Here is an 11,848-nt window from a genome sequence, read left to right as displayed (position 1 = left end):
GGAGGCCACGTGACTGCACGTACCGTGGGCCTGCTCGTGATCTGTACCGCGCTGACCGCGGGGTTGCTGACGGCGAACTCGGGGACGTCGACGGCGGAGCCGACCTGGCTCCCGAGCTCCGGCTGCGAGTCGGACCTGCCGCCGAAGCCGTCCGCGAAACCCTTCGATCCTCGTGACCTGATCCCGCGACTGCCGGATCGGATCGGTATCCCGCTCCCGTACCCCCGGATCGTGCCGGTCCCCGAACCGGAGTCGGCCGAGGAACCGCCGATCCGCATCCCGTCCGAGCGTCCCCCGAAGAATCCGTGCACCGACCCGTGCCCCGACATCACCGACCCGCCGAAGCCGAAGAAATCCGGCAACCCGGCACTGAGCATCGAATTCCCGAAGATCACCCTGGACCCGGCGCCGAAGGACATCCCGGTCCCCGTGCCCAACCCGAACCCCGCACCCAAGCCGCCGCCACCGGCCGCGGTTCATCCGGGTTTCGCCGCCGCACCCGTGACGATGAAGCCGTCGCCGCCGCGCGTCGGCAAGGTCGACTACGTCTCCACGCTGACCGGGAAGGGGTCGACGAGTCGCACCGACAAGCGTTGGCAGATCAACGGGACCGACCTCGGCATCATGTGGGAGTCGAAGCCGGGCCAGGTCGCCGTCGCGTTCGGGGACACCTTCGGCAAGGGTTTCAAGCCCCCGGGGGCGAACGGGCGGGACTGGCGCAGCAACGTTCTCGGCTTCAGCTCCGACCGGCACCTCGCCGACGGCATGTCGATCGACACGATGGTGCAGGACAGCCGATGCCACGCTGTGCAGGTCCTGAGCGCACGCCACATCGACCGGTACGAGATGACGACGATCCCGACGTCGGGGTTCGCGATCGGTGATCGGCAGTACATGAGCTACATGTCGGTGCGCACATGGGGTCCGATTCCCGGCGTGTGGTTGACCAACTACGGCGGTCTGGCCTACTCGGACGACGGCGGGTCGACGTGGACCAAGGACCCGTACGTGCGCTGGGACAACATCTTCGGAACCAGCCGGTTCCAGGTGTCGTCGATGGTCCCGCAAGGTGACTTCGTGTACATGTTCGGCACGCCCAACTCACGCGTGGGCACGGTGGGTCTGGCCCGGGTCCGACAAGAGGACGTGCTCAACAAGACCGCGTATCAGTACTGGCGCGACGGCCAGTGGGTACCGGCGCACGACGGCAACGTGGCGTCGCCGATCTTCTTCGCGCCGGCCGGTGAGCTGTCGGCTCGGTACGACGAGGCGTCACAACGGTGGCAGCTGAGCTACCTCGACGCATTGCGCGGATCGATCGTGCTGCGGACGGCGCGTACCCCGCAAGGGGTGTGGTCGGATCCGACCGAGCTCGTTCACTCCGGGCAATACGCCCAGTTGTACGGCGGCTTTCTGCACCCGTGGTCGACGGGCAAGGATCTGTATTTCACCATGTCGACCTGGACGCAGTACAACGTGTCGCTGATGCATGCCTCCCTGGGCTGAGGTGCATCAGCGACCGTCAGGCACGTCTCAGGGCGTGTTGATCCAGTTCAGAATCGCCTGACCTGCCTGCGGATCACCGTTGTTGATGCCGACCGCGGCGCCGATGGCGGCACCGACACCTGCACCCCAGATGCAACCGACCAGCACCAGACATCCGACGATCAGTCCGACGATGGCGCCGACGGCGGTGGCCACGCCCCCGCCGCGATTCCAGCCATTGTTGATGTGCCAGATCATCTTCTGGTAGGCGCGGTCTTTCATGGTCGATGCGGGGTGCATGCCCGAAGCGATCGCCGCGCGGGTCTGTGGCGTGAGGACCGGGGTCAGGGTGGCGGCGGTCCGATCCGCACTCACCTGCGCGCGCATCGGTACGACGACACCGTTGAGTGGGATGGACAGTGCGACACGATCGATCGTGGTGCCGTGCCGGTCCACGACGGCGAGCGAGTTGTGGTCCGCGGCGACGAATGTGGCGTTCCGCAGGATCGACGTGATCGTGGCGCCGTCGGCGGACGCGGTGGTCAGGTGAGTGGGTGCGCTCGACACCGGGGCGCCGTGCGCCGTGGCGGTCGCCACCGCGAGGGTTGCGGCCGCCGCGAGAGCCACCACGGTGAGGAAGACGAACCTGAAGAGTTTCATAACGGACTCCGATCCGAGATTGCGGCCATCCGGACGATACGGACACACCACTTGCAGCCTATCGCCCGACAGCCGGGTCACGGAATACGTCGTTCGGACCTACTGTCCCGCACCGGAAATTCGTTGATGATTTCGACGTCCAGGCGGCGCCTCGCTTCGTTGGCGTCGTCGCAGGTACATCCAGTACCTGCTCCTCCGCCGCCTCGCGATGCATCCACCTGGACCGCCGAACTCATGAAACGAATTTCCGGCGCGGGACACTAGAGCCGATCAGCCGACGGTGAAGGTGTTCGAGGTGCCCGTGAACGCGTGCGTGATCCCGCTTGCCGTACGGCTGTCGCCGAGGTAGCGGATCCGGAAGCGGCCGGCGGTGCCGGGCGGAATGGTCCATTCGATGCGGATCACCGAGGCGGTGGCCTGTCCCGGCGGCCGCCGCCAGTGCAACTCGGTCTCCCAGTCGTTGTCGGTAGCGGCGGTTGTCCAGCCGGAGGTGGTTCGGCGCTGCACTTCCAGATAGGTGCCGTCCGTGTGGAAGTTGTTGTTCGGGTGTGCGCCGACGAACTCCACGGCCACAACATCCCCCGGCCGATGGCGACGGTCCGGCTGGATCAGGACGTCACCGTAGTCACGGCCCGACATCGGGCGATCAGGGGGTACGGGTGGCAGCAGGTCCGGCTGGAAACCGGATTTGTCGAGGGGTGCCGGGCCGCGAGACAGGCTGTGCCCCGTCGCCATTGCCGCCGCGAGGGCATGGAACTCCTGCATGTACGCCGATAGTGTCCAGCGGCCGAACTGGGTTTCACCGCCCTCATACTGTTGGGAGTCGTATTCCTCGGGGGTGGTCACGTACTGGGTGTACGCATTCGAATAGCCCTGCACGAGAACGTTGTCCATGTCGATCCGGAGTTCGTCCGCGACGGTTCTGCGCAGTCGCAGCCCGCCGACGATCGTGACCTCGGCCGGCACGGCGATCAGCACGAGCTCGCCGATACGCATGATCTGCAGCGGTACCACCTGCGGAATCCACGGGGATGGCGGCATGATCCCGAGTGGGAACATGATCAGTTTGGGCGCCTGCATGTCGCGCATCCAGGGGGACACCGGCGGATGTCGATCGCCACCGAACGCGGTGACAAGGGGATTGGTCGTACCCTCCTTGATGAAGGACAGCTGGGAGTAGTAGTTGTCCTCGGTGCTCGTCGCGACGGCCCCGGCACCCATCATCGCCGGTGTCGTCGCGGCAGGCCGGCCCTCCGGGGTGAAGGCGGCGTCGATCGTCACCGACGACATGTCGACGTAGCGCACGATGGAGTCGACACCACCCCGGGTCATCGGTCGGGCATCATCGAATGCCCTTCGGCCGGCAAGAAACTGGCGTTCGCCGATGAGTTCGCAGTTACGCTTGTTGTTCGAGGTGGGGCCGCTCGGATGCATCGTGACCAGGTCGAGGTTCGGCGTCATGTCGCCGGCGTTGGTCTGCGGGAACGCCGCGACGAAACCGGGCTCGGTGCTCTCCCAGCGGTAGCTGGCATAACCCTTGTTGTCGCCGGCGATCAGTCGGTTCTTGTCGGTCAGTGAGGTGCCGTGGGTCGGAAACCAGGTGATCGCGCCGACGTCCTTGCCGCCCTGCCGGAATCGCAGAACGGTGACCTTGGGATCGATCGCACCCGGGAAGAGTTTGCGGTCCGATGACGGGTTGAGGTCGAAGGCCACCCTGGATCGATTCCGGCTGGCGTCGTGCAGCTCGCCGTGGCCGATCGTGATCGTCCCGGGAGCCAGGTTCTGGTGCGCGCGCACGATGGCGCGGAAGATGCCGTCGAGTTCGGCGTCGTACGAGTTCTTCTTGAATCCGTAGGCGGCGAGGGAGTACGCGAAGTCCCATGCCGTGCCGCCGCACGACGCGTGCGTGTGGGTGGCATTGAGATTGACGTTGCGTTCGGTGTACAGCGGGCCGAAGCGGTTGCGCAGCTTGGCCATCAGACCCATTTGATGAGACTGGAACAGGCAGGCGATGTCGCTGGTGACGAAGACGACGCGTTCGCGTGTGGCCTGGTCCACCACGATGTATGCGCGCGCCCAACAGCGTTGCAACAGGCCTGACGCCACCTGATCGGCCTCGGAATAGCCCATCATGCCCTGCCCGGCGATCGCGCCGGTCATGTCGGCGATACCGCACCCGACGAGGTATCCCGAGCTGCCCCCCGAAGCCGCCGGTCCCACCCCGTTCGGCGTCGCATTCGCGGCCGGCCGTCCGGCAACGAAAACGGCGCCGCCCCCGACGGCGGTTGCGGCGGCTCCGGCGAGAAGCCTTCTGCGCGTCACGTCCATGTCATTTCCCCCCTTGGCCGCAACGTTGTCGTCGCGGAAGTCGTGGCCCCCTCAGCCGTGTCGCTTCACGTGACCGAGCAGCAAGGTGACGGTGGCCTCCGCGATCCGATCGCAGATCGACCGGTCCCGGGTGTTCAGGTAGGCGAGTGTGATCCCGTCGGTCGCCGCGACCACCAGCGGGGCCAATTCGTCGGCCGGCTTATCCCATCCGACACCGGCCTGCGTGGCGGCCACCTCCAGGCCTGCGGCGATCGCGGCATAGTAGCGGCGGTACATCTCGCCGCCGAGCTCGGCGAGTCCGGTGGTCTGCCGCGCGTACTGGTTCAGCGAGATCATCGCCTGCTCGCGATCCGGATCTGCCACAACTCCGTCCACGTAGCCGAACAGGCTTTCCCGCAACATGATCCGGACGCCGTCATAACCCTGGACCAGGTCGTCGGCGGCGGCCGAGAGCGCCTCGGAGATGACCTGGAGTTCCTCGTCTGTTCCCCGGTGGACCAACGCGGTGAGGAGGTCCTCGCGCGAGTCGAACACATAGTGGAACGTCGACAGGGTCATGCCGGCCTCGGCGCTGATCGCGCGGGTTGTGGCACCGTCCACGCCGTCTCGCGCGATCACCCGGAACGCGGCTTCGAGGAGGAGCGCGCGGCGTCTCTCCACTGGCATCCTGGCCATTGTCGGTGTCCTCTCGTCGGTGACGATGGGTCGGCGTCAGCGAACGGTGGCGAGGACTTCCCGCGCGGCGCGGTGCCCCGATCGCACCGCCCCATCCATGTACCCGGTCCAGTAGTCCGCGGTTTCGGTGCCGGCCCAGTGGATCGGGCCGACCGGCTCCCGCAGGGCTGGACCGTGGGTGACCAGGGTGCCCGGTGAGCTGACCGCGACCGGGCCGCCCTGCGCCCACGGGTCCAGGTCCCACTTGTAGATGCCGTGGTCGATGAAGTCTCGAGCCTCGGGACCGAAGTAGTCGACAAAGTTACCGATGCACTCCCGCACGATCTGCGACTCCGGGGCCCGGTCGAGTCGGCGCATGGCGTCGGCCGAGATGAACCCCATCAGGATATGGCGATCCTCGGCGTAGCTCTCGAACGTGACGTCGATCGGCCGCCCGTTCCCATACACCTGCCCGGACATGCCCTGCTCGCGCCAGAACGGACGACGGTACAACGCGGCGAACTTGCTGATCGCCCCCATGTGATAGCCCTTCGACAGACCGACCCGGGACGCCGGGAGACCGGGGCGGTAGCGGATCTGGTCGCTGATCGCCGGCGACATCGCGACGATCACCTTCCGGCCGTGGTACGCGCCGGCGGCGCTGTCGACGCGCACGACGCCGCCGGAGACGTCGATGGATCGGACCGGGGCGTTGTAGACGATCCGCTTGCCGAGGGCGCGTGCCATGCGCAAGGGGATCAGAGCGGCGCCTCCCTCGAACAGACGCTCCTGCGCGCCGCCGTCCGTGCCGAGCAGGCGAATCAGGGTGCCGGGGTTGTTCTCATCGCCGGACGCCGCGATGTAGTTGAGGAAGTAGAGTGCCGACACCTGGTCCGGGCGAACCGACAGCGCAGCGGACATGGCGACGCTCATCATGGCCCGTGCGGTGGGGGAGGTGGCGACCTGATTGCTGTACTGCTCCCAGGTGATGGAGTCGAGATAGCGGGCGTTCGGGTGTTTCCAGGGTTCGCCCACCGGAAAACCGGCCAGCGCGTCGACCTGGGCCCGGGCGAGACCGGCGCCCGCCTCGAGAGTCTCCGCCTGCACGGGTAGTGGCAGCGCCGCGGACATCCGCGACCCCGTCCCACCGTTCCAGAACAGGCTGTCGCCCTCGTTGTAGGTCGGGATCGAACGGACGTCGTACTCGCGCGCCAGCGCGGCGATGTGATTCTGCGTCGGCCCGATGAACTCGGCGCCGGCGTCGAGCGTCGCGCCGAGTTTCGGCGTGGTGATGTTGTGCACTCGCCCGCCGGCGCGGTTGCGCGCTTCGAGTACCACCACCGAGGCGCCGGATTCGACGAGGGTCTTCGCGGCCGACAGGCCGGAGAGTCCGCCGCCGACGACGATCGCGTCTACCGTCATCGACGGGTCCGCCGACGCGCGCGCACCACCGAACGCGCTCACCCCGGCCATCGCACCTGCCGCCGCGATCGAGCCGCCGAGGAAGAGACGACGTGAGATGTCTTGGCTCATGTGGGTTCCCGATCTCGTGCCGTGGACTCGCCGAGTCCGTCAGTGGTTGGACGCAAAAGTAGCCGTCCAATGTTTAGGTCATTTGACCTGAAGTTACGGCATGGTAACAGGCTGATGTGCCGTACGTCTCCCGATGGGGGAGCGTCGGTGGCAATTCACCCCGCAGACGGGGTGGGCAGTTCGGAACCGGTGTGGACGGTCAGCTGTGTTGTCGGATGATCTTCGCCGCCTCGTCGGCATCGACGTTCTTGGCGATCAGGGCGGCACTCGTGTTCGTGCGGATGGAGTAGAGACCATCTCTCTTCGCGGCGGCGACGTGAAGCCCGACCTTCTTGGCGGCCTTGTTGAGATCCTCGAGCATGGGCGGATCGTACGGGATGAAGTTGAACGACGCTCGCCGCAAGTATTGGACGGACGTCCAGGAGTGGCAGTCGTCGGATTTCGAATCCATCTGTGTCAAAAAGATTTTCGATCATCAGGTCGACCTCTTTGCCAGATGGGAACGACGGCCTTTGGCGGTTGGCATGGTTTTGAGGTGCTGGGGCCGACGGCGAGATCAGGATTCCGCGCTCGTCAGGAGTGAGCGGGTTTCCGGTGATCGGGTCATCGGGTCAACGGTTGAGCTGCAGTCGCCGCCAGGTCAACATCGTGACGCCGGCGGCAATCGCCAGCAGCGGGGCGAGTAGGGCCAGCTGTAGGAGGGACGCGTCTTCGCCGCCCGAGATCGCCCACAGCGCGGGAGCGGCGATCGTGAACCATCCGCCCGCGCCGCCGATCGTCGCGACCTGGGCCGCGATCACCATTCCGATCGCACCGACGACTCCCACCAGCACTGACCGGCCGACCGTCGCGATCCAGGCCACCGGCAGCGCGCAGATCGCGGTCATGGCGCCGAGGGCGAATTGGCGGCTCAGGCCGATCCCGAAGTCCGCAGGCGGAAAACCGAGCCCGAGGGCCAGGCCGCCGATCACGAGGACGCCGGAGATCACCGCGCTGATGAGAATCGCCCAGATGAGATAGACGATCACCTTGGCACCGGCGATCTCGGCACGCGAGACCGGGAGTGCGAACAGCCCGGTGATGGTGCCGTCGATGAACTCGCGCCCGAACAGCCAGGCCAGCACCACCCCGAAGCCGAGCAAGCCGCCGGCGCCGGTGATCTGGGCGGCGCCGGATAAGAGTCCGTCCCAGCTGCGTTCGCCGGCGGCGCCGAGCTTGCCCAACATCTGTGGGTCGCCGCTCTGGGCCGCCACCGGCATCGCGCAGCTCAGCAGCGGGATGCCCACCCCCAGTAGGCCCGACCCCGCCCGACCCACGGTCGAATGGCCGAACTTGATCGTCTCGGCATACGCCGCTTCTCTCATGGGTGCTCCCTCTCGTCGTCGGCGAGGACCGCCTCGAAGAAGACGCGCTCGAGCTCGCGCTCGGCCGGGTCGAGCCGGCCGATGAGCCGACCGGCGTTGAGCACCTCGATGCGGTCGGCGATGCGGGCGACCTCGTCGAGGTGATGGCTGCTCACCAGCACGGCGGCCCCCTCTCCGGAGCTGCGACGCAACGCGTCTCGCAACAGGATCACTCCGGCCGGATCCAGGGAATTGGTCGGTTCGTCGAGCACGACAAGTGTCGGACCATGCTGCATCGCCGCCGCGAGCCCCAGCCGCTGCCGATTGCCCAGCGAGAGTCGTCGCGCACGCTTGTTCGCGTATTGCGTCAGGTTGAACGCGGACATGGCGCTCTCGACGACATCGTCGGGAGCGCGGTGCAGTCTGGCCGAGAGTGCCAGATTCTGGCGGGCGGTGAGTTCGCCGTAGGTCAATGGGTATTCGACGAGATGACCCACCGACGCCCACGTCGATTTCGGGACCCGGCGCAGCGGTATTCCGTCGAGCTCGACGACGCCCTGCGATGGCGACAACATGCCCAGGAGGAGTCGCATGAGAGTGGTCTTGCCTGCGCCGTTGAGTCCGACCAGGGCGACGATCTCGCCGGCGTCGATCTCCATGGACACGTCGCGAATCCCGGTCTGATCGCCGAACTCGCGGGTGATGTGGCGCATCGCCATGCGTGGGGTGCTCACCGGTTCGCCTCCAGGATCGCCAGCGCCCGCTCGATCGCGAGATCGAGGGATTCGTGCTCGCGGGGCGCCCACGACATCAACGCCGCGTTGAGCGCGCCGATGGCCGCGGCGGCGGCGATGTCGGCGTCGGTGGTATCGGTGCCGCGCGAGCGCAGGCCGTCTGCGATCGCCTCCTGGGTCGCCGTGGTGCTCTGCGCCATGCCGGCACGCAGGCGAGGCGAGGAGCCGATCACCTGGAGCCGACCGCGGATGCTGTCGGAAGCGGTCGTGGGCACCGACGACCAGACCTCGCGGATTCCGGCGGCGACCGCAGTCAGTGCGGGTGACGCTGCGGGTTGCGAGGCCACCGCGTCGGCGATGATCGGGTCGAACGGGTCGTCGAGGACCACGCTGTCCTTGGTGGGGAAATTGCGGTAGAAGGTCATCTCGGTCACCCCGGCCGCACGTGCGATCTGGGCGACGCTCGTGTTGTCGAATCCTTCGGCCGCGAACAGTTCGAGCGCGGTGCGGACCAACCGCTCGCGGGTGCGCTGGGCTTTGCCGGTTCGGGGCATGAATAAAATGTTAGACTCTAACATTTTGCCAGGCAAGAGCGGCCGACGTGTGATCGAAAACGACCTGTTGGGGGGTACAAACGGCGATCGCCCCGCCTGCTGGTGCAGACGGGGCGATCGTTCGGGGTGGATGACGGGACTCGAACCCGCGACAGCCAGGATCACAACCTGGTGCTCTACCAACTGAACTACATCCACCATCGGCGTCCGTCACCCAGGATTTTTCACCGGGTCCCAGAGCCAGGAACCTACTCTAGCGGGTGGGGGTGCCCGAACTCCAATCGGTACCGTTCGGGCGTGTTCAGGCTGGTCCGAGGTCCTTCACGATCGTGGCGAGATCGTCGACATCAGGACCGGGCGCCGGAACGAACGCCGCGGAGCGGTAGTACTTCAACTCTCGGATCGACTCGCGGATGTCTGCGAGCGCCCGATGGGACAGCCCCTTCTCGGGCTGCCCGAAGTAGATCTTCGGGTACCAGCGACGGCACAGTTCCTTGATCGAACTCACATCGACCATCCGGTAGTGCAGATATGCATCGAGTTCGGGCATGTCACGCGCGATGAAGCCTCGATCGGTGGCGATGGAGTTGCCCGCGAGGGGGACCGCGCCGGCAGTCTTCACCTGGGTGCGTACATAGTCGAGCACCAGCTTCTCGGCTTCGGCGACGGTGACGCGCGAGGCGCGCACCTCGTCGGTGAGACCCGACGCTGCATGCATCTTCGTCACCACGTCGGGCATGGCTGCCAGGTCGTCGTCGCTCGCGTGGATGACGATGTCCACGCCCTCGCCGAGGATGTTGAGTTCACTGTCGGTGACGAGCGCGGCGATCTCGATCAGTTTGTCCGACTCGAGTCGCAGGCCGGTCATCTCGCAATCGATCCACACCAGTTTGTCCTGCACCCGGTCAACCCTAGTCGTCGTGGCACTGCCGCCCGTGCGGTGACCGCTATTGTCTGGGTGGACGAGGTGCAACGCTCGCATGAGAGGAACCTTCCCAGTGACCGATCCCGGTGCCGCCGCGGCGATCGCCGCCGGATATGAGTTCGGAACCGCGTCGATCGAACTCGGCACGGTCTCGGTGGACGGCACCATCGATCCGTCCGCGCAGGTGCGAATCCCGTTGTCGATGATGAATCGTCACGGGCTGGTGGCGGGCGCCACCGGCACGGGCAAGACCAAGTCGCTGCAGCTCGTCGCAGAACAGCTCTCCACCAACGGCGTTCCGGTGGTCATGGCCGACATCAAGGGTGACCTGTCCGGACTGATGAATGCGGGAACCTCGAACGAGAAGATCGTCGAACGGTCGGCCCAGACGGGTGACGACTGGCGACCGGTCGCGTTTCCCGTCGAGTTCGTATCACTCGGTTCCGACGGGATCGGCGTGCCGGTACGCGCCACGATCACATCGTTCGGACCGATATTGCTCAGTAAGGTGTTGGGGCTCAACGAGACCCAGGAAAGCTCGCTGCGGCTCATCTTCCACTGGGCCGACCAGCGGGGGCTGCCGCTGCTGGATCTCAAGGATCTGCGGGCGGTGATCACCCATCTCACCGGCGCCGAGGGCAAGGCGGAGTTGACGAGCATCGGTGGTGTCTCGCCGCAGACGGCGGGTGTGATCCTGCGGGCCGTGTCCACTCTGGAGGCGGACGGCGGGGACACCTTCTTCGGTGAGCCCGAGATCGAACCAGACGACCTGATCCGCCTCGCTCCGGATGGCCGGGGTGTCATCACACTGTTCGAGCTCGGGGCACAGTCGGCGCGCCCGAAAATGTTCTCCACCTTCCTCATGTGGATTCTGGCCGATCTGTTCGAGTATCTGCCCGAGATCGGCGATGCCGAGAAACCGAAGCTGGTCCTCATCTTCGATGAGGCACACCTCTTGTTCGACGGCGCCTCCAAGGCGTTCCTGGACCAGGTCGAGCAGACTGTGAAGCTCATCCGTTCCAAAGGAGTCGGCGTGTTCTTCTGCTCGCAACTGCCGACCGACATCCCAAACGCGGTGCTGTCGCAGTTGGGTGCGCGAATCCAGCATGCGTTGCGGGCCTTCACCCCCGACGATCAGGAAGCATTGCGCAAGACGGTCAAGACGTATCCGGTATCCGATGTGTACGAGCTCGAACACGCCTTGACCTCGCTGGGAACGGGGGAGGCGATCGTCACCGTGCTGTCCGAGCGTGGGGCGCCGACCCCGGTCGCCTGGACCGTGATACGCGCACCGCGCTCCTCTATGGCAGCCGTCGGCGCTGCCGCGATCACGGCAGCGGCAACGGCCAGTCCGCTGTTCGCACACTACGGGCAGGCGATCGATCGTGAATCGGCGTACGAGAAGCTCGCAGCCAAGACCCTCGCCCCGGACGAACCGGTCGACGCCCCGGCGCCGCCGGCGCCGGCTCCTCAACCGCATGTATCCGAACCTCAGATCCCGGACATGCTCACCGACGTTCTGACCAGCAAGCCGATGCAGAGCTTCCTCCGGTCGGCGGCGTCCAGCGCCGGCCGTGAGTTCAGTCGCGCGATCTTCGGTACGGGTCGTCGCCGACGACGCCGCTGAGCGGC

The 11,848-nt window shown here is 66.3% G+C and carries 11 protein-coding genes and 1 tRNA gene; 2 read left to right on the top strand and 10 right to left on the bottom strand.

Annotated features, from left to right (window positions below):
- Nucleotides 1-51 precede the first annotated feature (51 nt).
- Nucleotides 52-1,506 carry a glycoside hydrolase family 183 protein gene (locus AC4AMJ_RS13700; RefSeq protein WP_489900829.1) on the top strand — a complete coding sequence of 485 codons (1,455 nt, stop codon included), beginning with the start codon at nucleotides 52-54 and terminating at the stop codon, nucleotides 1,504-1,506.
- A gap of 27 nt (nucleotides 1,507-1,533) precedes the next feature.
- Here the strand turns inward: AC4AMJ_RS13700 and AC4AMJ_RS13695 are convergent, their stop codons facing one another.
- The 10 genes from AC4AMJ_RS13695 to orn all read right to left on the bottom strand — a co-directional run bounded on the left by AC4AMJ_RS13695 (nucleotide 1,534) and on the right by orn (nucleotide 10,192).
- The gene (locus AC4AMJ_RS13695) at nucleotides 1,534-2,145 is read right to left on the bottom strand and encodes a DUF8020 domain-containing protein (protein ID WP_489918295.1); all 612 of its coding nucleotides are present in this window, start codon (nucleotides 2,143-2,145) and stop codon (nucleotides 1,534-1,536) included.
- 270 nt (nucleotides 2,146-2,415) lie between these two features.
- On the bottom strand, nucleotides 2,416-4,473 hold the full coding sequence (locus AC4AMJ_RS13690; RefSeq protein ID WP_489918294.1) for a neutral/alkaline ceramidase: 2,058 nt from the start codon (nucleotides 4,471-4,473) through the stop codon (nucleotides 2,416-2,418).
- 51 nt (nucleotides 4,474-4,524) lie between these two features.
- A complete protein-coding gene (locus tag AC4AMJ_RS13685) occupies nucleotides 4,525-5,139 on the bottom strand; it encodes a TetR/AcrR family transcriptional regulator (protein ID WP_489900636.1) in 615 nt (204 codons plus the stop codon).
- Between the two features lie 45 nt (nucleotides 5,140-5,184).
- Nucleotides 5,185-6,660 (bottom strand): flavin monoamine oxidase family protein, encoded by a 1,476-nt coding sequence (locus tag AC4AMJ_RS13680; protein ID WP_489900637.1) that lies wholly within the window; start codon nucleotides 6,658-6,660, stop codon nucleotides 5,185-5,187.
- Nucleotides 6,661-6,859: 199 nt separating this feature from the next.
- On the bottom strand, nucleotides 6,860-7,111 hold the full coding sequence (locus tag AC4AMJ_RS13675) for a hypothetical protein (protein WP_489900638.1): 252 nt from the start codon (nucleotides 7,109-7,111) through the stop codon (nucleotides 6,860-6,862).
- 160 nt (nucleotides 7,112-7,271) lie between these two features.
- Nucleotides 7,272-8,024 carry an ABC transporter permease gene (locus AC4AMJ_RS13670; protein ID WP_489918293.1) on the bottom strand — a complete coding sequence of 251 codons (753 nt, stop codon included), beginning with the start codon at nucleotides 8,022-8,024 and terminating at the stop codon, nucleotides 7,272-7,274.
- Nucleotides 8,021-8,737, bottom strand: a complete 717-nt coding sequence (locus AC4AMJ_RS13665; RefSeq protein WP_489900640.1) for an ABC transporter ATP-binding protein — start codon at nucleotides 8,735-8,737, stop codon at nucleotides 8,021-8,023. Before AC4AMJ_RS13665 ends, AC4AMJ_RS13670 begins: the two co-directional genes overlap by 4 nt.
- A complete protein-coding gene (locus AC4AMJ_RS13660; protein WP_489900641.1) occupies nucleotides 8,734-9,291 on the bottom strand; it encodes a TetR/AcrR family transcriptional regulator in 558 nt (185 codons plus the stop codon). Before AC4AMJ_RS13660 ends, AC4AMJ_RS13665 begins: the two co-directional genes overlap by 4 nt.
- A gap of 125 nt (nucleotides 9,292-9,416) precedes the next feature.
- A tRNA-His gene (locus AC4AMJ_RS13655) sits at nucleotides 9,417-9,489 on the bottom strand.
- Nucleotides 9,490-9,592: 103 nt separating this feature from the next.
- Complete coding sequence (orn, locus tag AC4AMJ_RS13650; RefSeq protein ID WP_489900642.1) at nucleotides 9,593-10,192, bottom strand: oligoribonuclease; 600 nt, start codon at nucleotides 10,190-10,192, stop codon at nucleotides 9,593-9,595.
- 97 nt (nucleotides 10,193-10,289) lie between these two features.
- Here orn and AC4AMJ_RS13645 point away from each other — a divergent pair, with 97 nt between their 5' ends.
- Nucleotides 10,290-11,843 (top strand): helicase HerA-like domain-containing protein, encoded by a 1,554-nt coding sequence (locus tag AC4AMJ_RS13645; RefSeq protein ID WP_489918292.1) that lies wholly within the window; start codon nucleotides 10,290-10,292, stop codon nucleotides 11,841-11,843.
- The last annotated feature ends 5 nt before the right edge of the window (nucleotides 11,844-11,848 follow it).

It is taken from the genome of Gordonia sp. LMA484 (assembly GCF_058129505.1).
This window is presented reverse-complemented; position numbering and strand designations above follow the sequence as displayed.